General features: G+C 34.0%; 25 protein-coding genes and 1 pseudogene. 7 read left to right on the top strand and 19 right to left on the bottom strand.

The genetic code is table 11. The features are described from left to right. Positions 1-107: 107 nt before the first annotated feature. On the top strand, positions 108-1,559 hold the full coding sequence (locus HHH54_RS06410) for an amino acid permease (protein WP_198618013.1): 1,452 nt from the start codon (positions 108-110) through the stop codon (positions 1,557-1,559). Positions 1,560-1,708: 149 nt separating this feature from the next. Then, a complete protein-coding gene (locus tag HHH54_RS06405; protein WP_198618012.1) occupies positions 1,709-2,023 on the top strand; it encodes a hypothetical protein in 315 nt (104 codons plus the stop codon). Positions 2,024-2,106: 83 nt separating this feature from the next. Here HHH54_RS06405 and HHH54_RS06400 read toward each other — a convergent pair whose 3' ends face one another. From HHH54_RS06400 to HHH54_RS06385, 4 genes are all read right to left on the bottom strand, one after another. Then, positions 2,107-2,910, bottom strand: a complete 804-nt coding sequence (locus tag HHH54_RS06400; protein ID WP_198618011.1) for an HAD family hydrolase — start codon at positions 2,908-2,910, stop codon at positions 2,107-2,109. 114 nt (positions 2,911-3,024) lie between these two features. Next, the gene (thrB, locus tag HHH54_RS06395; RefSeq protein ID WP_198618010.1) at positions 3,025-3,945 is read right to left on the bottom strand and encodes a homoserine kinase; all 921 of its coding nucleotides are present in this window, start codon (positions 3,943-3,945) and stop codon (positions 3,025-3,027) included. Beyond that, a complete protein-coding gene (gene thrC / locus HHH54_RS06390) occupies positions 3,942-5,006 on the bottom strand; it encodes a threonine synthase (RefSeq protein WP_198618009.1) in 1,065 nt (354 codons plus the stop codon). Before thrC ends, thrB begins: the two co-directional genes overlap by 4 nt. 4 nt (positions 5,007-5,010) lie before the next feature. Beyond that, positions 5,011-6,300: a homoserine dehydrogenase gene (locus HHH54_RS06385; RefSeq protein WP_198618008.1), complete on the bottom strand. Its 1,290-nt coding sequence runs from the start codon at positions 6,298-6,300 to the stop codon at positions 5,011-5,013. A 190-nt stretch (positions 6,301-6,490) separates the two neighbouring features. Between HHH54_RS06385 and HHH54_RS06380 the strand changes: the two genes are divergently transcribed. Continuing rightward, positions 6,491-7,843 carry an aspartate kinase gene (locus HHH54_RS06380; RefSeq protein ID WP_198618007.1) on the top strand — a complete coding sequence of 451 codons (1,353 nt, stop codon included), beginning with the start codon at positions 6,491-6,493 and terminating at the stop codon, positions 7,841-7,843. Between the two features lie 66 nt (positions 7,844-7,909). Here HHH54_RS06380 and HHH54_RS06375 read toward each other — a convergent pair whose 3' ends face one another. Further along, a complete protein-coding gene (locus HHH54_RS06375; RefSeq protein ID WP_198618006.1) occupies positions 7,910-8,488 on the bottom strand; it encodes a hypothetical protein in 579 nt (192 codons plus the stop codon). A gap of 399 nt (positions 8,489-8,887) precedes the next feature. Here HHH54_RS06375 and HHH54_RS06370 point away from each other — a divergent pair, with 399 nt between their 5' ends. Further along, a complete protein-coding gene (locus HHH54_RS06370) occupies positions 8,888-9,259 on the top strand; it encodes a transcriptional regulator, SarA/Rot family (RefSeq protein ID WP_198618005.1) in 372 nt (123 codons plus the stop codon). Between the two features lie 109 nt (positions 9,260-9,368). Here HHH54_RS06370 and nucI read toward each other — a convergent pair whose 3' ends face one another. Then, complete coding sequence (gene nucI / locus HHH54_RS06365) at positions 9,369-9,875, bottom strand: thermonuclease NucI (RefSeq protein ID WP_198618004.1); 507 nt, start codon at positions 9,873-9,875, stop codon at positions 9,369-9,371. A gap of 140 nt (positions 9,876-10,015) precedes the next feature. Here nucI and HHH54_RS06360 point away from each other — a divergent pair, with 140 nt between their 5' ends. From HHH54_RS06360 to HHH54_RS06350, 3 genes are all read left to right on the top strand, one after another. Beyond that, positions 10,016-10,219 (top strand): hypothetical protein, encoded by a 204-nt coding sequence (locus tag HHH54_RS06360; RefSeq protein WP_198618003.1) that lies wholly within the window; start codon positions 10,016-10,018, stop codon positions 10,217-10,219. Between the two features lie 503 nt (positions 10,220-10,722). Further along, the gene (locus HHH54_RS06355; protein ID WP_198618002.1) at positions 10,723-11,304 is read left to right on the top strand and encodes a hypothetical protein; all 582 of its coding nucleotides are present in this window, start codon (positions 10,723-10,725) and stop codon (positions 11,302-11,304) included. Positions 11,305-11,368: 64 nt separating this feature from the next. Beyond that, complete coding sequence (locus tag HHH54_RS06350; protein WP_198618001.1) at positions 11,369-11,887, top strand: hypothetical protein; 519 nt, start codon at positions 11,369-11,371, stop codon at positions 11,885-11,887. 437 nt (positions 11,888-12,324) lie between these two features. On the opposite strand, the gene HHH54_RS06345 is transcribed toward HHH54_RS06350, so the two are convergent. The 13 genes and pseudogenes from HHH54_RS06345 to HHH54_RS06290 form a co-directional block, all read right to left on the bottom strand. Next, positions 12,325-12,441, bottom strand: coding sequence for a hypothetical protein (locus HHH54_RS06345; RefSeq protein ID WP_198618000.1), 117 nt, complete (start codon positions 12,439-12,441; stop codon positions 12,325-12,327). Positions 12,442-13,182: 741 nt separating this feature from the next. Next, positions 13,183-13,380 (bottom strand): annotated as a pseudogene (locus HHH54_RS06340) (hypothetical protein); the annotation flags it as partial. A 166-nt stretch (positions 13,381-13,546) separates the two neighbouring features. Next, entirely contained in the window at positions 13,547-13,681 is a 135-nt protein-coding gene (locus HHH54_RS11405) for a hypothetical protein (RefSeq protein ID WP_269814017.1), read from the bottom strand. A 295-nt stretch (positions 13,682-13,976) separates the two neighbouring features. After that, positions 13,977-15,200, bottom strand: coding sequence for a Fic family protein (locus tag HHH54_RS06335; RefSeq protein WP_198617999.1), 1,224 nt, complete (start codon positions 15,198-15,200; stop codon positions 13,977-13,979). A gap of 415 nt (positions 15,201-15,615) precedes the next feature. Then, positions 15,616-16,464, bottom strand: coding sequence for an SH3 domain-containing protein (locus tag HHH54_RS06330; protein WP_198617998.1), 849 nt, complete (start codon positions 16,462-16,464; stop codon positions 15,616-15,618). Next, positions 16,449-16,598, bottom strand: coding sequence for a hypothetical protein (locus tag HHH54_RS06325; RefSeq protein ID WP_198617997.1), 150 nt, complete (start codon positions 16,596-16,598; stop codon positions 16,449-16,451). Before HHH54_RS06325 ends, HHH54_RS06330 begins: the two co-directional genes overlap by 16 nt. A 1-nt stretch (position 16,599) precedes the next feature. Beyond that, positions 16,600-16,848, bottom strand: coding sequence for a phage holin (locus tag HHH54_RS06320; protein ID WP_198617996.1), 249 nt, complete (start codon positions 16,846-16,848; stop codon positions 16,600-16,602). A 129-nt stretch (positions 16,849-16,977) separates the two neighbouring features. Next, positions 16,978-17,274, bottom strand: coding sequence for a DUF2951 family protein (locus HHH54_RS06315; RefSeq protein WP_198617995.1), 297 nt, complete (start codon positions 17,272-17,274; stop codon positions 16,978-16,980). A 22-nt stretch (positions 17,275-17,296) separates the two neighbouring features. Beyond that, positions 17,297-17,617, bottom strand: a complete 321-nt coding sequence (locus HHH54_RS06310) for a hypothetical protein (RefSeq protein ID WP_198617994.1) — start codon at positions 17,615-17,617, stop codon at positions 17,297-17,299. 35 nt (positions 17,618-17,652) lie between these two features. Beyond that, positions 17,653-17,793: a hypothetical protein gene (locus HHH54_RS06305; protein WP_198617993.1), complete on the bottom strand. Its 141-nt coding sequence runs from the start codon at positions 17,791-17,793 to the stop codon at positions 17,653-17,655. A gap of 11 nt (positions 17,794-17,804) precedes the next feature. Then, positions 17,805-20,879 carry a phage tail spike protein gene (locus tag HHH54_RS06300; protein ID WP_198617992.1) on the bottom strand — a complete coding sequence of 1,025 codons (3,075 nt, stop codon included), beginning with the start codon at positions 20,877-20,879 and terminating at the stop codon, positions 17,805-17,807. Between the two features lie 2 nt (positions 20,880-20,881). Then, a complete protein-coding gene (locus HHH54_RS06295; protein ID WP_198617991.1) occupies positions 20,882-22,369 on the bottom strand; it encodes a phage tail domain-containing protein in 1,488 nt (495 codons plus the stop codon). Then, positions 22,366-25,950, bottom strand: coding sequence for a phage tail tape measure protein (locus HHH54_RS06290; RefSeq protein ID WP_198617990.1), 3,585 nt, complete (start codon positions 25,948-25,950; stop codon positions 22,366-22,368). The genes HHH54_RS06295 and HHH54_RS06290 overlap by 4 nt, the downstream gene beginning before the upstream one ends. Between the last annotated feature and the right edge of the window lie 188 nt (positions 25,951-26,138).

The raw sequence follows: 26,138 nt of genomic DNA, 5'->3' as shown, positions 1-26,138 counted from the left end.
ATTTTTAGTTTTTTTACGAAATAATCTGACAAATTCAATTCAACTATTGAAACCTTTAAAGGAACAAAGTAAAATAAATTATCATCTGTATTGATAGGAGAATGCTCATGGAAGAAAAAAACTTAAGTCGTGGTCTTGAATCTCGACATATTAGTATGATAGCAATTGGTGGAGCGATTGGAACAGGCTTATTTATCGCAACTGGAGGTGTTATTGCACAAGCTGGTCCTGGTGGAGCTATTTTAGCATACATTATTATTGGTATAATGCTTTACTTTTTAATGAGTTCTATAGGAGAAATGGCAACTTTTTATCCTGTTTCAGGTTCTTTTAGTAGTTATGCAACACGCTTTGTAGACTCATCACTTGGATTTACAATGGGTTGGCTTTACTGGTTAATTTGGTCATTAGTCACAAGTGTAGATATTATTGTTGCGTCAAACGTTATTACATATTGGGACTTTTTTTCATTCTTTTCACCATTAGTTTGGAGTATTGTCTTTTTATGTATTATTTTCTTACTAAATGTATTTACGGTTAAAGTCTTTGGAGAAGCTGAGTTTTGGTTATCTTTAATCAAAGTAATTACAATTATTGTTTTTATTGTTATTACATTTTTAATGATATTTGGAATTCTTGGCGGAGAGTATTACGGATTTAAAAACTATACAATTGGGGAAGCACCTTTTGTAGGTGGCATCTCTGGCTTTTTAAGCGTGCTATTAATTGCGGGATTTTCAGTAGGTGGTACTGAAGTGGTTGCCGTTGCGGCAGGTGAATCTGATGACCCAAGTAAATCTATGCCACGCGCAATTAGACAAGTTTTTTGGCGGATTCTAATATTCTATGTATGTTCTATTGCAGTGATTGCTGGAATTATAGCTTACAATGATCCTACTTTGCTTAATGAATCTGGATCTATTACACAAAGTCCATTTACAATTGTTTTTGACAAAGTTGGCATTGCCTTCGCAGCTACTGTTATTAATGCGGTTATTTTAACATCATTATTATCAGCAGCTAATTCAGGTATATTCACGACTAGTCGTATGTTATATTCACTAAGTCAAAACAAACAAGCGCCTCAGTTTTTAGGCCGCATCAATCATGTTACTAAATTACCATTAAACGCTTTATTCACAACGTTCATACTTATTACAGCTGTCACACTGTATGCTAATTTCAAACCAGATAGTGTAATTAGTTTATTAAATATCATCGGTGCCCTAGTTACATTTGTATGGGGATCAAGTGTGTGGTCACAATATCGTTTACGTCGTGCAATCCAAGTACAAAACAAAAATATTGATGCACTATTACCTTATAAAGCACCCTTGTTTCCACTTGGCCCGATCATTGTATTCATAACAATTTTATTTCTAATTTTTGGTAGTTCTGCTGAAGCTATTGTACATTTAGATTTTGCTAAGCTCGCACAAAATTTCCTTCCAATAATTGCATTGCTTATCGTTTATATAGCACATAAAATTATTAAACGTACACGTATTATTCCACTTAATGAAATTGATCTTAACGTACATGAAATTTATAAAAAGTAGTATTAAAGAGAGAATGGGTTTTAATTTGAATCACTACCCAGTCTCTCTTTTGTCATTTTAGTTCAAATGATTTATTTACCAATATTTATACCTTAAGTTATATGGTGTATAATTAAAGTAATATTAATTCAAACAAAGGCGGGATTTGCATGGTAGGACAAATTAATCTTTTTGATGATGTTTTAAAGGAAGATGAACGCTTCGTAATAGTGGTACAGTCCTTAGAAAATAATGAAGGTCGCATACTCAAACGCACATTAAGAGAGTACGGTAGTTTAACACACGAACAAATGCAAAACTTATATCAACATTTAAAAGACCTCTATCTAGAAACTGATTTCGAGCCGAATCAATCAGCTTTTTCGATTACAGTATATACTAATTTAGAGTATGCTGCTGATCAAATTTACGCGCATGTAAAACGTCATCGAGGAAAGCATGAATGGACTCATACTGCAAAATAAATTCAAGGTACAATGAGATGCCAATGCTATATGTTAATTTTTAATAACATCGTGTTACATTACATCTCAATGTACCTTTTCAATTAGTCCATTAGTTTTTGAAGTGCTTTAACAATTCCGTCGTCATTATTAGATGCTGTTGTCATAGTTGCATGTGATTTAACTGCACCCGAAGCATTATCCATAGCAACAGATGTACCAACATGTTTGAACATTTCTACATCATTTTGACTATCTCCAAAAGCAATCATATGTTCTGTGTTTAAATTTAAACGTTCTGCCAAATTCTTGATTGCTGCTCCTTTTGACACACCTTTACACATAAATTCCAAGAAATAAGGTTTGCTTGTTGTTGCATCTACTTTTTCATTAAATCCGTCTGATAGTTGTTGAATTAATTCGCTAATGTGTGCTTCATAATCAACGCCCATCGCTTTCGGAACTGGTTCTTGAATATATGATTTTAAATCATCTACTTTTTTCATTGGTAAGCCTGTTAACTCTGACTCAATATTCATATATTCATGTGATCCATCATAAACAATATGACCATCATGATAAGTTAATGCAAATAACCCATTTTTTCTACAAAAATCAATAATCTCATCAAATGATTGCTTATCGATTAATTGACTAGACACCACTTCTTGCGTAGATAAATCAATAGTTTGAGCACCGTTATAACTCATAATATAGCTTTTGTTGATATCCATTTCCAATGCTTTAGCTGTTGGTAGCATTCCTTCAGTAGGTCTGCCGGATGCTAGAGCAATGCGGTAGCCTTCTCTTTGGATTTTAAGTAGGTATTCATGTGTTGTTTTTGACATTTGATTGTCTTTAGTCATTAAAGTATCATCCATGTCCATAATTATTAAATCTGGTTTCATGATTAATCTCCTTTTTCCTTATATTATTTATTATATTACACCTTCTCAATGTGATAATGCTAACATTAATAAAAGCACTTTTAGCTAAAACTATAACTAAAGTGCTTTTATTTCTTAAAAATTGTGATTTGTAATCATCTCTACACCTGCAGCATTGACTGTCACAAGCTCTGAATGGCAATCAGTAATCTTTTCTCTTAATGCTCTTACCAGTGCCCCGCTTTGCTCTTTTTTGATCATAGTCATCATCGTTGGTCCTGCCCCTGATAAAACTGTTGCATACGCTTCATATTGATGAGCGATTGACTTCACTTCTTCAAAATCACGGACTAAATGTTGTCTATAAGGTTCATGAAAACCATCTCTTTCCATCATCTTGCCAGCCAATACATAATTATGCTGTGCAAATGCTCCTATCATTGTACTACTAATCGCACTATATCTAACAGCATCTTTATGATTTAGTTTTTCTGGTAACACGCTTCGTGCTTTTTCAGTTTCAAGTTCATATTCTGGAATTGTCACAATAAAGTCCACATCAGGTACGTCTAAATGTACAACATCTGTTTGTTGACTCTCATTATCATAAAATCCAACGACTAATCCTCCATAAATTGTAGGCGCTACATTATCGGGATGTCCTTCAAATTCAGAAGCGAGTTGAAGCAACTCATACTTAGACAATTCAATATCTCCAAAGTAGTTAGCAATATATAACGCTGCGACAAGTGCAGAAGCAGAGGAACCAAGACCTCTTGCCATAGGAATTTCACTATACATTTTTACTGATAAAGATGGCAAAGTGACTTGATATTTCTCAGCTACTTTTTGAGCAATTTGATAAATGTAATGCGTCTTATCGGTAGGTAAATTTTGTAAATGTACTCCGTCATGTTGAAATTGCCATTCACCTCCTGATGAAAGACTCACATCTAAATATAGGAACTTATTAAATGCCATGCCGATAGAGTCAAATCCTGTTCCTAAATTGGCTGTTGAAGCAGGTACTTTTAATTTTAACCGTGATTGTGTCATTTCAATGCATCCTTAATATATTCAATGATACGTTTCTTATCGCTTGGTAAAGCTTGAATAGGATTTTCTAATAAGCTAATCGCTGTGTCAGGATCTTTTAATCCATTTCCTGTTAATACAGCCACTACTTTTTGACCTTGTTTTAATTTGCCTGCTCTATGCAATTTGATCAATCCTGCAATGGATGCATTACTCGCGGGCTCACTAAAAATCCCCTCATTTGAAGTCATTAATTGATATGCTTCTAATATTTCTTCATCTGTTACCGCATCGATTAATCCATTTGATGTATCTATTGCATTGACTGCATTTTTCCAACTTGCTGGGTTGCCAATACGAATAGCCGTTGCTACAGTTTCAGGATTTTTTACCACTTTATTTTGAACTATAGGAGATGCACCTTCTGCTTGGAAACCATACATTTGTGGTAGACCGCTATTATGTTTGTCATGGTACTCTTTAAACCCTTTCCAATAAGCCGTAATGTTCCCAGCATTGCCTACAGGAATAGCTAAGATATCAGGTGCTTGTCCATCAAGCTGTTCAACAACTTCAAATGCACCAGTCTTTTGCCCTTCAATACGGTAAGGGTTGACTGAGTTCACGAGCTCTATTTCTCCTTCTTTTGCGACTTCCTTAACAATTTCTAACGCTTCATCAAAGTTTCCTTCGATTGAGACGATTTCAGCACCATACATGACTGCTTGTGACAGTTTACCGAGTGCTATTTTACCTTCCGGAATCACGACAATAGCTTTCATACCTGCTCGAGCAGCATATGCAGCTGCTGAAGCGGATGTATTACCAGTTGATGCACAAATCACAATCTTTTTACCCGCTTCTTTAGCTTTCGTTACTGCCATTACCATACCTCTATCTTTAAACGAACCGGTTGGATTTGCACCTTCATACTTAACATATAATTCAATGCCAAGTTTTTCTGACATCGTCGGACAATGAATAAGTGGTGTATGTCCTTCATTGAGTGAAACATGAGGTGAGTCCTCATTTACTGGCAAAAACGCTTGATATTCTTGAACTAATCCTTTCCATAACTTCATATGATTAAACCCCTTCTACTGGATATATTTTTTGAACTTTTACATCTGTTAATGATGTTAAAAGTGACGCTATAGAAGCTTCTTCTCCAATCCCTTGTATTAAACATGCATATTGATCAGTGGCTATTTCATGAACATCTAATGATTTATGGACTGGTAAAACCTTTTTAATATCTGTTTCTAATTGTTTTTGTGTAGTATTTTCGCTTGATACCACAACATAAAAACTTTCTTTTTCTTTAATAACTATTGTATCTTGATCATCCATCATTTCTTTTGTTGCTTCAGTCTTTAATTCAAAATGAGGTGGCAATGTATGTAGATTAGACTCAAATTGTAATGATACATTTAATAAATCACTGACAACCGCTGAACCTGTTGCCAAACTACCTGCTCCTTTACCATAAAACATTGTCTCTCCTACAGCATCCCCTACAACATAAATCGCATTATATTCATTTTCTACTGAAGCTAACTGATGACTTTGGGCTACTAAGGTAGGTTGAACTGATGCTTGAACTTGTCCATTCTGGTATAACCCTTTACCAATTAATTTAATTTTGTATCCTAGTTTTTTGGCTACATCTATATCTTCTGGTGAAACATTGGAGATGCCTTGAGTAGTCACATCACTTAATTTAATCACTTGGTTAAAGCTTAAATACGATGTAATAACCACTTTACGTGCTGCATCAATACCTTCTACATCATCTGTAGGATCTGCTTCAGCAAACCCTAAATCTTGAGCTTCTTGTAAAGCCGACTCATAAGATGAACCTTCTTCTGTCATCTTTGTCAAAATAAAATTAGATGTGCCATTAAAAATACCCATAAACTTGCTAATATTGTTGGCATTTAATCCATTATTAATAGCATTGACTATTGGAATACCACCCGCTACACTCGCTTCATACTTTAATGCTACTCCGTTTTCTTCTGCTAAATCTTCAAGAACTCTTAAATGAACAGCAAGTAAATCTTTATTCGCCGTGATGACATGCTTTCTTTGAGATAACGAAGCCTTCAGCCAATCAACTGTAGGTTCAATACCTCCCATTACTTCAATGACAATATCAACTTCCTCATCATTCAGAATATCGTCAATATTTTCTGTTAAGTGATATTTAGAAATATTTAAAGGTCTTTTTTTAGTTTTATCTCTAACTAAAATATGTTTAATTTGAATGTCTTTTTGGATGGTATCCTTGATTTGTTGGTGATTCTCTTCAATAATTTTAACTACTCCTGACCCTACAGTACCAAGTCCGAGTAATGCTATGTTGAGCGCTCTCATTATTCAACCCCTCCGATAAAATCTAATAAATTTTCAAACTCATATTGAATTATACATAAATATGGTTTAGTATGAATTCATTCGTAAAGTTTGTAAAGTTCTAAAAATTTAGAAAAGGTAATTCTATATTACCATTATTTAGAACAAAACAAAATAGCTATATTTTAATTACAGAAAGGTTGTCATATTAATGAAAGTTTCAAAATTTGGTGGTAGTTCAGTAGCTACTGCATCACAAATTAAAAAAGTACTCGATATTGTGAATGAGGACTCAGAAAGACGTATTATCGTCGTATCTGCACCTGGTAAACGCCATGATCAAGATACCAAGACAACCGATTTATTAATTCGTCTTTATGAAAAAGTAATCAATAACCTTGATTATACACATAAAAAAGGAGAAATACTTGAGCGCTTTGAAGAAATAGTTAATGAACTTCATATTGATACACAAATTATAACTGAAATTGACGAAACTTTAGAACATCTGATTAATACTTTAAAAAATCAGCCTGAACGTTTACTCGATGCATTAAAATCATCAGGGGAAAATTTTAATGCGCAAATTATCGCTGCATATAATAATAGTATAGGGATTAAAACACTCTATTTATCACCGAAAGAAGCAGGGATTATTGTAAGCAATGAACCTGGTAATGCTCAAATACTCGAATCAAGTTACGATAAAATTTATGAGTTAACACGTTACGATGAGAAAATTATCATTCCAGGTTTTTTCGGTTATTCGGAAGAAGGACACATTGTAACATTCCCTAGAGGTGGGTCTGATATTACTGGAGCTATCGTAGCTCGTGGTGTAAAAGCACAATTGTACGAAAATTTCACAGACGTATCGGGCATTTATCGTGCTAACCCTAAAATTATTAATCGACCTGAAATCATTAGTGAAATTACATATCGCGAAATGCGTGAATTATCTTATGCAGGATTTGGTGTATTTCATGATGAGGCGCTCCAACCGCTCTATCACTATCGAATTCCAGTAGTCATTAAAAATACAAATAGACCTTCTGATCCTGGTACGTTCATTGTATATGACCGTCAAATAGATCCACAAAAAGTCATGACAGGAATTAGTTGTGATGAAGGGTTTACAAGTATTAATATTAAAAAGTATTTAATGAATAGAGAAGTAGGATTTACCGTTAAAATTTTGAACATTCTTGCTGAACATAATATATCATTTGATCATATGCCTTCAGGTATCGATAACATTAGTATTATTATGCGTAGTGCACAGATTAAAGGTAAAGAACAAAAAGTACTCGAAGCCATTCGCCGTGAATGTGAGATAGACGAATTAAATATCGAACATGATCTCGCAATTTTAATGGTTGTTGGTGAAGGGATGAGTGCCGCCATCGGTACTGCTAATAAAGTGACTAGTGCCTTAGCTGAAGCCAATATTAACCTGAAAATGATAAACCAAGGTTCATCAGAAATCTCTATGATGTTTGGTATTTCAAATGCTGATGCTCAAAAAGCTGTAAAAGCATGTTATCAAAATTTTTATAATGATTAAAAATTAATACAGAGGTTACGACTTACTGCTAATAAAATAACTTATCAGTTTTAAGTCATAACCTCTTTAATTAACGATTTGATTTAAATTTTCTTCACCAACTACTGTTTTCAAAATCACATATTGAAAATAACTCATTTTATCTATTAGTAGTCTGTAAAACTCAATATTTTTAGGATTAATTGGCTTTTTAAGCGCATACATTAAAAGAATTTCCGGCTTAATATAATCAACACCCCATGTTGTTGAATGTAAAAATATTTGTTTTTCAGGCATTCGGATATCATGATTAAGCCTAAACAACCAATCATCTTGATCAACGTCATAAATAACAATATTCATAATACGAACACCGTTTTTCTCAACTATTAATGCTTTTATAGCATTAGCCAATTCATGAGAATATACTTGCACTTCATCATTTTCATTAATCATAAAAATATCAAAATGAGTCCCGATTGTTTTTACCAGTTCATACATATGATTTCTTCGTATACAGATATCAACAGGTATATTTAATTTAAGTTCATCACTTAAAAATAATTCTGTAGCTGTATCACCGTGAAATTTAAAATAATCTGGAATCTGCTTAATTAATCTATTCACTAAGCTATTCAAATCTTCTCTAACTTTTTGATCTTCCATAAATTCACCACACTTTAGAAAACGCTTACACCTTTGTTATTATAGTGGATGTAATAAAATTTTTCAATGCTTATACAAGTGTGTCGAATTCTCGTAAATTTACATATTACACATATTCTATTCATTTTGTTAAAGTAAAAGACCGTTTAAAAAATTACACTATGCCTTTAACTATATAATTTTCTTTGGTTGAAATTTGACATTATTGTATAATTATAGTGGTTTATCCTAATAACTTTATGATTGCACTAAAATTTTACTTACATTCTAGCGTTATGTATATATATTTAAAAATTAATTTGTACTTTTTATGACTTCAAAGATTTTTTCTTTCAAAAGTATAAAAAATTTAATATAATATAAGGCGTAGTAACAAATATAAAGAGAAGGAGTGAAACTATGAGTCGAAAACAAGAATTAAATACAGAGTCAATTTTTTTCTATGAGGCAAATCGTAAGAAAATTATCAGCTCATTAAAAAAACAATTTAATCTTAAACTCAATGATATCTTATTTATATATCATCTCAAAAATACGAATAGTAGACGTATTCCATTACATAAAATCAAACAATCAATTAATTTCAGTTTAATGGAGATTCATAAATCTTTAACAACATTAACCGAAAGAAAAATTATCGGTAAAGAGCGTTCAACTGAAGATGAACGTAAAGTTTTTATCACAATTACTGATGCACAAGCTAAAGAAATTGATGAAATACTAGAAGGATTTGACGAAATTCAACGTAGCACTTTAAATTCTAATGACTAGAAGGTTGCCTTGTCCATTATCATTAAGTTATTGTGATAGTCATATTTTATTAGTACGAATAGAGGTTAGACATATAGTTCATGGCTTATGTCTAACCTCTATTTTCAATTTAACGTTCCCATATATTCAGTTGTTGCTTTTGCGCTTTTTTCTGTGCTTGTTCGATTAAAATACGATATTTATCATTAGGTGGATAAAATTTAGCACGTGCTAAGCCTTCTTCAGCAAGCATTACATTAAACATATCATCACCTAACCAAACGTATGCTAAAGTACGTCCATATTTATCTTTTTCCTCACGATCATACTCTAATCTTACACGTTGATTCGTTAAATGTTTCTTAGTAAAATTGGAAGCGGCTTTACCGTATGGTTGGACTGGCGTATTCGGTTTGACAGTTTCAGGTGTATCTACTCCAATCAAACGCACCTTTTCATCCTCTCCATCTTTATCTATCACAATCGTATCACCGTCAACTACACGTTTTACCAAATATGTATTATCTTGTTTACTATTACCTGTGTCCTTAAATGGACCATCATGATTTATAAATTGAAATATTAATACAATTGCAATGACAACACCAAGAATTACAATACTAGATACTTTTTTCATATACTCACCTTTTACTTTTATTCTGATTCATCATAATCAATTTTAAGAAAATGGTCAATAGTTCACAATAAGATAAAATGATAGCTACTACAGTACAATAACTCAATACATGCTATACTTAAAATAGGAGTTGATTAAACGTGAAAACATTAAAAGAAAATCGTCTCTCCCTATTCGTCATTATATTTGCCATTGTTATTGGTATTATTCTACAAACCGTTTTTAATTTCCCTCTGATTGCTGGAGCTTTTATCGGGGTATTATTAGGGATTTTAGGAGGCTTTATTATTCAAGTTGTTTTAAAGCGAAATGATAGCGGAGATAAAAATAAACATACGGAATGAAATAAGTTTCTTTACAAAAAATTTAGTGGAGTAGCGCATGAACATATATTTGCGCTACTCCTTTTCATTGAGAATCTAAATGTTATCATTTCACCTTAATTTATTCTTAACAAGTACCTATCAAGTACCTATTGAAATAGCTTGTCCCATTAATATATATTGATAGCACTATTATATGAATCGTAATATCAAATAAAAGCAACAAATATTACTTCCCCTATTGACTTGATGCATTACAAATTAAAACTGATCATATATCCCCATTTCTAATAAACTATTAATAATCTCAAATTAAGTATCACTTTTATAATGAATTAATGTATAATAATTTTAAATGTTACTCGTATTTTTCTAATCATAATCTTAAAAAGTATAACAATTTGTTTAGTATTCGATTTAAAATTTAATTCATATTTATGATGTAGATAAGGTAAGAAAGAGAATTGATAATTTATAACTTTAAGGGTAGCACTACCCTTTCTTTTAAATAAAGGGGGATTTTTATGCGTAAATTATTGAGTTTATTGTTAATTAGCTCAATCGTTTTAGTTGCTTGTGGACAAGAGAAAATAAATGAAGAACAACAAGATAAGCCTAAAGAAGGAAATACTGTAAAATCTAATCAAGTAAAAATAGATAAAAAAGAAGAGAAATCTACTAATGAAAAAAATACTAAACAAGATTTAGAGAAGGAACAACCTAACGCACAATCGACAAATGTAGATCAATATTATGACTATAATCAACAACAAAAAATGAATTATGAAGATGATAACAAGATCTTAAATAATAAAGAGATTACTGATCAAGACTGGAATCAACAAGGAGAACCAACTCAATCTGACCAAATGCAATACACTAACGAAACTAATGCTAGTTATGCTTCATCTGGATCAACTTATGTACAATACGATCCTAACAACAAATATATGAACTTACCTAATCAAGAATGGCGTAAAAATACAGGTGATGGTTTATCTTCTGGTGAAAAACAAACGATGTATGAGATTGAAAATGGGACTTACCAAGGCGAAGATGAGGAACAAATTTATGAAGCCTTGAAATTTTATGAGCAAAATTATTAGTTTTTAAGGATTTCATTAATATTGAATGATTATCTATATTAAACATTTTAGGAGTTGAATATCTATGGAAAAGCTATTTACCATTTTAATTGTTAGTTCAATTTTACTAGCTGCATGCGGACAAGAAAAAACAAGTGAAGAACAACAAGATAAGCCTAAAGCAGAAACAAAGAAAAAAGAATACAAAAAAGAAGAACAAAAACAAGTTAATAAGAAGCTGGATAAAGAACAAAGAACTCCTGAAGCTATAAATGAAGAACAAACAGTAAATACTGAACAATCTGTCGAACAATATCAGCAAAGTGAAGAACCACAGCAAGTTCAACAATACGAACCTGCTCAAGAGCAAAATCAGCAAGTGTCACAAAATGGTGTTCCTGAACAAGATGTACAAGCTCAATATAACGAAGAGCAAGGTATCGATTTAAATAGCATGCCTGCTACAGATTTCAATGTGGATGGAATGTCTGAACAGGCGCAAAAACAAATTGAACAACTTACAATACAAAAGGACTTTAACGATTTACCGCAGGAAGAATATAATAATAGAGTGTCTGAAATTATAAATAACGAATTCCAGTAGTATTTTACAGATAGCTTACTTTCATCCTAATTTCTTTTTTGACTAAATTTTCACCTAAAATATGATTTTTTTACTAGTCATTTATCATTCAGAGACATGTGTGTATAGTTTTACTTAGCACAAATAATAGTAAAAAGCTGTAAAACTCGACATTTTAACACATAGAAATATTTAATCGTACTAAATACTGCGCTTAATATCATAATTTAGACAAATGGGTGCAGTATTTAGTTTTAATACATATTCTAACTATCACAGGTAGGAATTAATCACTTTCTTTTTCTAATTGTATATTTCTAGAGTGTCGAAAGTAGTACCTACTCGTTTTATGACACCTCTTCTTAAATTAGAAATACGTCCCTTTGCTCTATCTGTTTTTTTAATTATTTTATACCTAATACACCACTATCTAATAATTATTGATTGTTGCTTGAATTTCAGTCCTCTCTCTTTTCTTTCTTTTTATCTAAGTAATAAAAATGCGTTTTTCTGCCAATAAATAGTAGTAACGGCAAGCTTAATATAAATAATGATAAATACATTTGACCTGTCATATCAAAAACCTCCAACTCTTATTTTATACCTCAAGTGTAAAAGGATTCGAAATCCCCTAACAAGATAATATTGACAAAAGTCTTAAAAAACCCTCAAAGCATAACGCTTCAAGGGTTCTCTGATTAGTATTGTTTCATATACTGGTCAATTTCCCATTCAGACACTTGCGTTCTATGTATTTTTTCAAGATATATAATAGCGTTTTAAACCGTAAAAAGCTAGCAAAATCAACATTTTAACACATACAAATATATTGGTTTTTATTCTTCTGCACCCACTAATGCACCCAAAATTAAGATTATAGAAAAGTGGGTGCAAGATTTAGGTTTAATCCTGATAAAAACGCCTTTTTTGCCCTTAAAATTTCAATTCAAAATAGGCTAGGTTTTACCCTAGCCTTAAATTTATTCTACTTCTTCAAATTCTTGATGATATGCATTACCTTTACTATTTTCGATTAACTCACGATAATCTTCATCTTCTAAATATTCGATATTGCCACTTTCAAACTCTTCGTATTTTTCCCAATTTCCGATACCTTCAGAATCAATATCGTATCGTTCTAAATCTTCATTATTTTTTTTAAGTAACTGAATCTCGTATACATCAGCATCTAAAAAGTCATAACCATATTTATCAACGATATTGTGATAAAGTTCTTTGTAATTTTTACCTTCTGCTTTATAAGTGTGTACCCCGCTTGTAGTTTTTCCTGTCCATTTGATCATTTTCGTTTCCTCCTCGATTTCTTTTTGATATTTGTATAATTTTTCGGCAGTGTCTAGTGTTATACCACCTAATTTTCTAGCACCTCTTCTTAAGTCAGAAATGCGTCCCTGTGATATACCAGTACTTTGATGAATTTGATAACCTGATACTTTGCTATCTAGCAGTTTTTGAATTGTTTTTTTGTACTCTGACAAGCTTATCACCCTCATATTTATATCCTAGTTTTCTCATGTGTAACACTCTAGCTAATTTGATAATTTCAGGTAACACCATAACAATTATTAATATGAAAATAAGTATATACAATTGAAATGCACCTTCTTGTATTATATAATAACCATGAAAAGAGGTAAGGGGCTATTAACCCCTTTGGAATCAATCATTATTCTGATTATCTTTTTTATGATTTAGATAATCAAGATGCCATTTTCTTAGTTGTTTTAGAATTGCTGGTGTTCGTTGTATTCCCACAAGTACAATGAACATCAGCATTTTTATGATGTCTTCCATTTTAACCACCTCCTCTCATGGTGGTTTGTAAGCTATCAACTAACTTACATATATAATTATACTACCCAATTGGGAATGAGTCAACACTTTTCCCTAACTTTTTTTAATTTTTTTTCGCATAAAAAAAGACCACACTTTTTAGTGTGGTTAATTTAGAATGATTAAGTTAAATGCGTTTTAATACCTATATTATACCATAAAAAAAAGAGGCAACCGTCGCAACAGTTACCTTAAGTACACTCCGCAGATGTGTACCGCTTTTTTTATATTATAACACTAATATTTTAGGGGACAATCATTCAGTTAATAACTCATCAATAAAAGATTCTTTAACTTCATAAATGACTGGATTTCTTTGAATTTGTATAAGCTTATCTTTATGCATCTCAATAGCCTCATTAATTTTATATCTCGAAAAACCAACAAATTCTTTAAGCGATTTTAAACTAATTCTTGAATATTTACTGCCGAAAACTTTATCTTGTAATAAAACGAACAAAACAGCGTATTCATACTTATTTAAATCCTTTGATTTCAATGCATTATCTAATCTAACAATAACTTCATTGTTATTTTCAAATGTTTCAATGATAGTTTCTTGACCTTCTATTAACATTTGAAGCATATCCCCTATAAAACTTGTCAACTCTCCTTTATTATAAAAATTTGAAGCATTTTCGAAAGATTTATAATATTTACCTTTATTACTATTTACCACATGTGAAAAGGTTAATGCAGTAAAAGAATCCAAATTATCGTTTAATAATTTAGCTAACAAATACCTTCCTAGTCTGCCATTACCATCATAAAATGGATGTAAATATTCAAACATAAAATGACTCGCCATAATTTTAAATACTTCTGGCGCATTGTAATGCTTTATAAATTCTAAAATTAAAGTCAAAAATTCATAAATTTCTGGTTCTGTAAATTCATTTCTATGAATCCATTTATTTTTACCTTCATCATATACCCCTATTGAATTTTTCCGGAACAAATTACCATCAGGTAAATCTTTCTCTTTTATTTCACTTGAAACAATGGAATCAAATATTTTTCTTATGTCTGAAAGAGTATTAAACTCAATATCTCCACTTTTCATCATCAAGTATTGATCAACGAGTCCATCAAATCTTTTATTTGATCCTTTAGTTTTATTTATAGAGGCTGCAATTTCTTTTTTTGTACTTCTTACATTTTCCGTTTCGTTAGTGCTTTGAAGTTCATTAATTAGTAAACGTTTTATATATGCATCATTTGCAATGCCAGGTTGAAGTGAGGATAAATACTGGATTTTAGCAGAATTATTCAATACCTTTTCTAAGTCTGAAGCTAAACTTTTAGTTACAATAAAAAACAAAGGGTAACTAACATCTCTTTTTTGTTTTTCGTCTTGTATTGGATTTATAAATATATTAGTCACATAAGATGAATAACTATTTTTTCTCATTTCATACTCCGTTTCCATATTTTCCCAACCATACATATGAAATAGTATCTTTAAAGGCTTGTAATCCATTGTAACACCTCTTTTATTAATCATATTTTGATATATGATGTTTATATACTTGTTAAAGTATAGCAAATTCGCTCTATCATTAAAATAACGAAGGTATTTTTTTGATAATTATTTTAAGCATAAAAAAAGAAGGTAGTCGCTATGACTACCTTTTCGGCCAAGTGGCGAATATAATGTACATACAAGTGTATTATATTACACTCACAAAAACGCGCCACCCGAATAAAAATAAGCTAACGGTATCTTGATACCGTGAATTAAATATACCACAAAAATAGGACAGTCGCAATGACTATCCTATAAAAATATTACTATATAGAGTCGGTCTATGTATAGTGTAACATAAAAAAAGAAGCGGTACAATGACCGCTTCTAAGCTTACTGAAAGGTTGTATCTATAGTATAGCATATTTAACTACTTAATAGTACCCCGTAGCTTACCAACAGCACCAGTTTGTGAGTTCCATGTTCGAATAGGTAAGTAGTAACGTATACCTTTATAAGTATATCCAATCCAAACATGGCCATCTTGTAACATCAATTCGTCATAATCTACATATCCGCCTTTTTGGAATGTATATCCAACTGGACAACTTCTAAAAGGCCCCTCTAAACGAGCGATAATATCCGAATTTGCAGTGAATCTGAATTTTTCTTCTTTATATAAAGTACCATATTGATTTCTGTTCCATTCGCCAACTTTTGAAGTTGTTGATTTTGCTTGTGGTTGTGTAATCTTTTCGCCTGATTTAATTTGATTTAAGTAGTGTTGTACTCTATTTTCAAATTCGCCCCATGTTCCTGTAGCACGCATTTTATGTGGGCAATCTTTACCACTGTACCAATAATGTTGATACATTCTATCAATTCCCCAGCCGTACTGGTGTAACACGTGAGCCGCATATAACGCCGCATTATCCTCTGCCTGCTTGTAGCGTTCAGATTTAGCACCACTATAACCATTGTCCATTGAGTAACAGATTTCAATACCTATGGCCGTTCTATTGCCCGAATTTGCGCCAATTCCATCTCCTGTGTGAAAAGCGTTTCTATTAAATGGTATTGCCTGCACGACCTCTTTTTCGTCCACTGCAACGTGATATGATACGTAATTGTAGTTACTATTCATATACGTCACTTCATTGCGTGCGCTCACTGTATTACCTGTATTATGAATCGCTAACTTATTTGGTTGCATATAGTATGGCGATTTGTAAGGGTATAAATATGAAGGTGTCCACATATTCACTATTTTGTATCCCATAATGAAGCCTCCTCAATATCAGCTTGTAATCCGATAAATTCATCTTTTTTGTGGTCTTCTAACTCAATGTTGTCAATCTCTTTTTGTTCAACTTTGCCAATTCCTTCTAGTATTTCAGTATCGTTTAATTTCATATTACTTCAATCCCTTCGATTTCAAATACTCTTCTTGCTCACGCGCTGATTTTTTAACGATAAATGTGTTTTTCCAAATACCGTAACCTACCATTAATAAAGGCACACCGGTATTAGCAACGTTAATCCATGCGTCAACTGCTCGTGGATTAATCCACTCCGCACTAATACCACTTGCATTTAATGCTAGATATAGTGCACCTAAAAAACCACCAATTAAAGCCACGAATTGCTTAATTTTATCTTGCATAATTAACCTCCTAAAAGAAACGGACACCTCGAAAGGTATCCGCAACTAGTGTTATTTACATACTCCAAACCAAACGCATGTCCACAGTGAAGCTCCGACGATAAGTTTTAGCATAAGCACTCACCTCCTTTAAATTCCAAGCCATAAACGTAAAATACCGATGATAATCGTACTAATAATTGTACCTACTAAACCTAGAACCCACATTTTCATGTCTTTGATATTCTTATCATTTTCTTTCTTCTTTTCTTTTTCGTTTTCTCTATCTTGGTTTATCGCGTCTAAGGTGAAGTCCATTTTTTGATTAATTAGATGTTGTCCGTGTTGAGCGTTTTTAATCTCTTCTAATGAATCAAAAATTTTATCGTCATTTTTTTCCAATCTCCTTAATCTACTTTCGTGGTCTAAAAGCTTGTTAGGTTCCACATGTAACTCACCTACTTACATTTTATTTTTTAGGTTCAGGTTCAAAACTTTCAGGTTCTGTCACTTCCCCGTTTTCATCATAAAGTGTGTTATTCGTTACACCTTCGCACACATAAACACGATTTGTTGAACCTAATGCTTCACTCAACATATTTTGAATCTTTGCAACTTTAATTGCGGATTGCTTGTCTTGGAATTTGTGCGCTTGGTCTGGTGTACTCACAGTCATGAATGCGTTAGTGTTCCACTGTTTAGCTAAAGGATTAGCATAGTGTTCTCCACCTGTAATATTAACCTCAACTAGATAAAAAATAGTAACTTGCTTTCTGTAATTTTGTAACATAAAAATTCTCCTTTATATAAAAATTAGGCCAGTGATTACTCTTCACTAGCCTGTGCTTCTTTTAGTTTTTCAATCTCTTTTTGCAATTCCTCTACATACGCTTGATACTTTGCGATTGTAATTGATTTCGTTGCGACTTCTTGCGCTAGTAACTCTTCTGAGCGTGAAATGTCCATGTTAAGCCTCCTTACGCCATTTTAGTGAGTGATAATAAGTTAGTGTATACCCTGTTCGTTGTACCGTTGTAAATGTACACAGAATCACTGAATAACAAGCCCCAACCGCCTGTGCCATTTGTAATTGCTACACTGTCACGATTGTTGTATGTGACGTTTTTAATAAATAATTTATCATTGAGCCATTGTAAGCCGTATAATTTATCGGTATAAACACCTGATAAAATAGCGTCGTGGTAACCTAAGTAATAATTAGGTCTAGTACCTGCATTCCAGTACGGTTTCAGTGTAATGATAGGATTAGATGAGTTGTTTCTATCTCTCAAATCCATACCCCAACCTAATACACCGCCAGTGCCACCAGCCGTAAATATATGTTGATTTGCGGAATATCGAATCGCTCCAAAACCTGGATATATCGATAAACCTGTATACGCGGCTCTATTTGGGTCTGTAACGCCTGTACCGTAAGCAAACAAGTCTCCACCTAAATGTAAAACGTTACGCCCATCACTCGTGTTTTGTTGAAATATATCTAAACGACTGTTACCACTGTTAAAACTGATACGACCTTTCGTATAGAAGTTAATCGCACCACTTTCATAAACGTTCATCACGTTTTTATCAATGTCAAACACTAGACCATTGTCAACTGATGACAGTTGTCCTGTTTTGATTTTGTTCGCAACTAAATCTTTAATAGTCGTTACACCATTTTGAATACTCACGTCACCTTGATTAATGTTAATCAAGTTTGAATTGAGCGCTATACCTTGATTATCTAGCACTAAATCAGACACAGAACCATTGTCGTTATAGCTTAACGATATGCCTGTGTGAGAATTAACGATTTGCGCTATCGTTTTATCAAGTAACTTTTTAGACGCGTTATATTCTTCTTTAGTTGCACGTAATTCTATATCTTTACCATTTTGTGTAATTCTAGTGTCATACGTCGTTAGTGTCTTGTCTTGTTGTGCTTTCAACGTATCCGCGTACGCCTTCGCATTTGTTTCTGCGGTTTTTGAATAGTCTTTTGCTAATGAATTAGCTACAGTCATAGATTGATTAGTATGTTCTTTCGCATTTAATTCTGCATTATCTGCTTTCGTTGTCGCGTCAACTTTCGCGTCACTGATACCTTGATTAAATGTTGTGAGTGTAACTCTGTCTGTAATCTCGTTGGCTAACTGTTTACGTTCGGAATCAGCAGCATCTAACCTTTCAACAATTCCGTCTTTATCTGTTTGATATTCAGCTCTTTTTAACAACGTTGACATTTCCTCTTTAGTTTCTGTCCGTAAGGCATCTATCATACGAGCAACTGTTTCTGGAGGACCGATAAAACGTCCTGATTCATCCTGTTGAATACCAAAGGTATCAGCTACTTGTTTCATGGCATTTTTAAATTTTTCATCTGTATATTGTTGTTGTAAGGTTTTTAAACGGTCATCAATCGCCACTTTGGCTGTTTTAACACTTTTATCTAGTGTAAGTAACTTCGCTCTATAATCTTGAAATAACGCTTGTGTATCGATTAAAAACTTAATTGTTGCGGTATCTTCATCGATACTATCAAGTCGCGTTTTTATATTGTTATACACACTTACTAGTGCGTTTAGATTAGTGTTGACGTTACCTTTGATTTGTTCACTAATTAAATAAGGACTGTTCGTGATTTCAGTGACTTCTTGATATAACTTTTGATGTTGTATAGCAAGATTCTCAAATGTGGTCATGAGTGAACGATATAACGCAACTTCACGACTTAATCCACCCATCTCATTACGCTCTTCTTCACTAACGTTAACCCACTGACCGTCCACACGTTTTTTGAGTACGCCAACTCTGTCATTCGACGTATCGAACCAGTACATACCATCGACCGCGTTTTCTGGTTCAGTCTCAGATTTAAAGATTTTCTTTTCGACGTATTGCAACTCTTTATCGACAACTTGATTCACGATCGTGTTCACGTTGTTGATATTGTCATCTAATTTACGTTTAATCGATACCCACAGAAAACCGAATCTCTGAAGTAAATCAGATTCTTTAAACTCTTTGATACTACCGACTCTATATTTTGTATCACTAGGATTAATCAAGTCACGTTCCATTTCAATTACTTCTGCTTCTGCGTATAAAGGTGGTTTAAACTCAATATCTTTAATGCGTACTAAGTCGCCAAAACGAACCTTTTCATGTGGATAATAGTACTCTAAATCGTATTGCTCTATGTCATAGCTTACGGCTGCATTAATACGCTTATTGAGTGCCATTTTTGCAAGCGTCGTGAGTCGTTGTAATGTCATGTTGTTATCTTCAGTTTCAGGACTGTAGACGTCCCATCTATAACGTCCATCAGGTTCGCCCCATCTTTCTTGCGCATTATCATCAGTAACAATAGTCGTAACTCTTTGCTTATTTTCTTCAGGTTCTGGTCCCACTGCATATAATGCCGTCACAATCTCAGATTTATCTACAGTACGTTTTAGACTGATTAAATCTTTACCACGTATAATCTCTTTGCCATTAAATAAAGCACCTTTTAAACGTACATCAATATATCGATTCACAACACTGTTGTTGTCAACGATAATGCGTGATTCGAATTGTACGTTAAATGCGGTACATATGATTTTTAAGATATCATACGGGCTATTGTAATCAGTCCATGACACTGTTTGAGTGCCTGCGTACTCGATTTCGCCAGGTTCAAACCTTGTCCCTTGTAAACAAAACTCAATCGCTTGTTGTAATGTGACTTTTTCTAATTTATTTGGTTCGCGTGGTTTAGATTTCTTCAAAAATTCAAAGTAAGACGCGTCCGCTTCAAAATCAATCACATCATCATATTGTTCTGTGTGGTTAACCACAAATTCTCTATATCCTGCGTCGTAAGGCACTAGCATATAACTGTATGCGTCCTCTAATATATCGCCATAAAGATTCGTACATGTCCCTGTGAACGTTTCTTCATCATTTTCTGCTTTGCGTGAATGCACAGCTTTATATAAGTCGCGTTTTGCAATTTCATCAACTTGTTTGAGTTCGCCTTGTTCATTATATTTTAAAATTGGTATCATGCTTATAACCACCTATCTTGCCATTTCACGACTGTATCAAAGTTTTTTTCAGGGTGTATGATCACTTCTTGATGAGCTTTATCAATACTGAAATAAGTGCTCGCAAAATCTTTATAAGTCTTAATCGGTATATCATTCACATAAGCGACTTCACGTTCTGTGTCAATTTCGACCACATCACCTTGTTTAATGAAATAGTCGTAACCAACATTATCAAGTATTTCGATGACTTCAAGACGTGTTAAATAAACAGGTAAAACTGGATAATCACTATGACGCGCAACATAACCAATCACTTGTCTAATTGGTCGATTATATTGCTTACCTCTATCATTAAAACTTCTGTCAAAATTCAGTCGTGAATGTTGTTGTGTACGCCCATTTTTGTCTTTATAGTAAGCCCAAGTTTTTACAATGAACTTATCATTATGACGTTGCAACAATAAGTACACTTCCATATCGTTATATGAAGCGCCTTCATCTCCTAAGTAATTCAATAACTCTTTACGGTTACCATATTCATCATAGATTTGAACAACCGCTTTAGTACCACCAACCGCAACTGTATCGTCCACAAGTCCTAAACTTGCAACTAATTTACCCGCTTCGTCAGTAAAGTGATAGAAGCCTTTTGCAATACCTTTGTTGTCCTTTTGAAATATCTTCAATGAACAAATGACTTTCCAATTTTGTAACGTTTTACTAAGTGATTTACGTATTGCAGGACCATGCCAACCTGTATCGTGCGTACCATAAGTTTGAGGTGTGATTGCAGTGTTACTGACATTTGTTGTCATTTGTCCTTCGATTAAGCCACCTGAATAGTTATCAGAAATATTTTCACTTGTAGGCATGTGTGACCAACCAACTAAAGTATTCATTGCGTCTAGTAATATACGTGGTCGTTTATCAGTAATGTTTGTACCTACTACAAAAGGTTCTCCAAATGCTAAATATTTATTACTTTCAGTACTCAAATGCAAGTAAGGTGTATCTTTCAATGCAGTTAGTGTATAGTGCGGTTTAACATTCGCATTACCAACATTGACGATACTTACCTGGTCTTGTATAGCAGTGTTTTGACTACCTTCATTTGCATATTTATATGGATCAGTGAGTATTACTTTGATTGTGAAACTCACAAAACCATTGTTATTACTCACAATTTCGATAGGACCATCAAAGTAAGCCCACCAATGCCACGATTTGTTCGATAACTGTAATTTCACTGGTTCATCGTAATTGAATAACTTCACAAGTTCATTAAGTATTTCATCATGTGTTTTACGACCGACTAAATAATCGTTACGCGCTATTAAAGGTAAATCAAATTCATACCCATTTAGTTCACGTCTTTTCATTATTGAACCTGGTCGTCCTGGTACCTTTTCAGTTTCAGTTGCAAAATTAAAAGAGGGTATTTTAAACCCTCTTTCAATAAATAACCAATCAATTTTCTTATTATTTACTATGATATTTTCATTTGTCATGTTGCGAATGCACCACCTCTAAACATGTTTGATTTGCGTTCACGACGTTCGCGTTTATCTTGATATCTATTGTGTTGACGTTCGAATGCGTCTTCGTCAATGACTGGATTAAAGTCTTTATTAGCAATCTCACTATTACTACGTGCAATTTCCATAAGCACATTGATTTGTGCTTGTTGATTTTCAATCATTTGTAACAGTAAAGCAGTGTTGTCATTTGAGTTAACGCGTGGTAATTGTCCAGGGCGTTTGTTTCCTGTTGTTTTACCATTGTCAATGTCTTGAGCCGCTAATGCTAATAACTTCATAGCGTCACTTCGTCTTGATGGATCAGTTGGAATAATCCACTCAGGATAACCACCTTCCGCTATGTTGTACCAACCAGCGTTTTTGATGAGGCCTCCAGTAGCGAAACGTCGACGTCCGCGTGGTCCCCAACCTGAGCGACCATACTGAATGTCGTTAGCCCAATTTGAATTGTTAAAGAATGCCAGTAATTGATCGTAACCACTCTTAATGTTTGTGTGACCTTTAACTGCAAAGGCGTTAAATGTTCCTGGGACATACTGTAATAGTCCGCGTGCTCTATTTGCACCATAATTACCATCTCTTAATGCGGCACTTTGTATAATGCTAGCGTCGCCACCACTTTCACGTTGGATTTGTGCGATAATACCATTGATTTGTGAATTAGTTGGACTTACGCCCATGCGTTTCGCGGCTCTAACGATTGTAGAACGCCATGCCGATGGTGCTTGTTTGCCGCCGCTTTTTCCGCCCCCGTTATTCTTTTTTAGCCAACTTGTAGGGTCAAAAGGTACTCCATTTTTTTGCATTTCATAATGTAGGTGTAACCCTGTGGAGCTCCCTGCACCTTGTCCATCTTCACGTGGGTCGCCACCTGAAATACCTAAATACGTACCAGGTCGCACCTTTTTACTTCCTGTGAATGCTAATTTATGCAAGTGGCCATAAATCGACGTTAAAGCGCCATTAACAACTTTTACCATGTTACCGAAACCGCCATTCCAACCATATGAAGCGTTAGCCGTTCCGCTCATCGTACTGTAAACTTTATCATGTTTATAGTTAATATCTAAGCCATGGTGTGCTCGTGCGAATGGGTAACCTGCTGCCGCTGCTGATGCTGCTGTTGGATGGAAGCCGAAATTTATACCTTTAGATAAGTCAATATATCCGCCGTCGCCACCACCTGCATCTTCAAGCCATGTTTTAAATAGCTTGGTAACAGCTGATTTAATTTTTTTGTATATTGCATTCATTAAATTTTTAAGTAAGTCGCCTTTAACAAAGTCAAAGTTAAAGCCAAATGATTTAATGACCTTATCCACTAAACTTGCGGGATTGTCGATATAATCTAGTACATCGCCGATTGCTTTAATCGCGTAATCTTTACCTTTTTTAGCGACATCTAAAGTGGCGTTAACTGTTGCTTTACTACCATCAACAATATGTCCGGCTAATGCTTTAGTTTTTGCGCCTGCTTTACCAAGCGTGCTTTGAACGTCGCCAACTAAATCATCGCCACGCTTATGTTTTTTAGGTTTTTTGCCTCCACCTAATAAACTAAACATGTTATTTGATTTTTTAGGAGCTGAACCGTTGCTAAAGCGTGGTTGGTTTAACATGTCGTAAGTTTGTTGACCGTTTAAAATGCGTGTACCTTTTGATAATGGTATTGTCGTGTCTGTTGCTGGTGTAATGAACGCTTTCCCCGTTGGTGGTATCACTGTTTCGTGTCTGAAACCGTTCGGGCCATTGCCTTTACCTTTGTCACCAACTGTCGCGAATAAGTCGCGGTTCACTTTACCATTAGTTACAACATTTTGTGTATGCGTTGACGTTGTACCAGTGTGAAACTTAAATTCTGGAATTGGGTCCATATTGAGTTTACTACCTACCCAATTGACACCTTTAATCAATTTGTTTAAACCACGTTTAACAGCGTCAACCATACCAGTAATATGACTCTTGATTCTACCGATGATATTTTTTAGTCCACTTGCCATATTGTTAAACGTACGTTTAACACTAGTCCACAGTGATGCCGCAATACTTGTGACAGAACGTTTAATAGATTGCCATATCGACGTCATCGTGCTTTTAACTTTGTTGAATATGTTACGTGTGCCGCTCAATAAACTATTGAAAGTAGCACGAACCTTATTCCACAAATCTCTAACGATAGACGTAACACGTGAGCGTACATTTGACCACAATCCTACTAAGAACGTGCGTAAGTTATTGAATATACTACGTGTACTTGATGACAGTGAGTTGAATATATTACGTACTGCACTGAACATATTACGTACGTGATTCGTTACAGTGTTGCGAATATTGTTCCAGATTGACGCTAAGAAGTTTCTTAACCTGTTGAATAAACTCTTACTGAAGCTATACAAGTTGTTGAATACTGAACGTGTAATCGCAACCATTGAATTAATTATCGCGATTGTTCTATTTTTAATATTCGTCCAGATACTCACAATAAAGTTACGTATTGCAGTAAACACGAAACGTATGAACGCCCATGACGCATTAAACGCACTGCGAATACCTATCCATATCGATTTAGCGAGATTGACTACTGTGTTGCGAATGTATGTCCACACTGATGTTGTATAAGTTCTGATCGCGTTCCAAACGACGATAATCGTCGCTTTAATTAGATTAAAATAGACTGTCAAATTTTGTTTGGCTGATAAAACTGGTTTTATTATTGCAAATTTAATAGCATTCCACGTTTTATCTACCGCTTTTCTAAACTTTTCATTAGTTTTGTATAGATGTATAAATGTACCAACTAATAACGTGATTGCAGTGATTACGATTCCAACTGGCCCTAACATAAACTTAAACGCTCCACCAATAAGAGTTAAACCTCTTGCTAGAAGCGGTGCTTTTAATGTTAAGTAACTCATTAATCCGCCGGCTTTAGCAATTCCTACTAATACGGGACCTAACGTTGTCATGATACTACCTATTGCCGCAGTAAATGCACCAACCGTTAATATGATTGGTCCTAATGCCGCCGCAAACACACCAAATGCAACAATTGCGGTTTTTACCCAACCTGGCATTTTAGTGAACTTTTCTGCAAGGTATGCAATAACTTCTGCGGCTTTTCTAATGTAAGGTGCAAGTACATCTCCAACGCTTATTGCAAGTGATTCAATAGCAGATTTCATCTTACGTATCGAACCGCCTATGCCACCTTCCATTTCATCTGACATACGTTTGCTTGCTCCTGCGGAATTATCAATAGACTTAGTTAGTTTTTTATAATCTTCGTCAGACGCGTTGATGACAGCAAGCGCTCCACTCATTGCCTCTTTACCAAAAATGGTAGCAGCAGCACTTGCTTGTTGGTCTTTTGACAGTCCTTTAAACTTGCCACGCAATTGATCCATAACATCACGCATTGGTAGCATCTTACCGTTACTGTCTGTGATAGATATACCTAACTTTTCCATCTCATTTTTCATCGCTTTTGTAGGTTTTGCAAGGTTGGTAAACATAGTACGTAATGCTGTACCTGCTTTTTCACCTTTAATCAACAGTTATTTGTAGGAGTTTACCCTACAATCTCGAAGTTTCCTTCGAGTGTCGGACTATATCTTTATCCTAATAGGACAATCGGCGCTCGTGGAGGTATTATTACTCGTTCTAGTTCAACCTCTAGTCTCTACACCTTCGTGTTACTTCTTGAACATTCACACGCTTGGCTCGGTATTAGTATATCTTT

It is taken from the genome of Staphylococcus canis, from assembly GCF_016238445.1.
Classification (GTDB): Bacteria; Bacillota; Bacilli; order Staphylococcales; family Staphylococcaceae; genus Staphylococcus; species Staphylococcus canis.
Note: the sequence above shows the minus strand (reverse complement) of the source record. Positions and strands in the feature narration are given on the sequence as shown.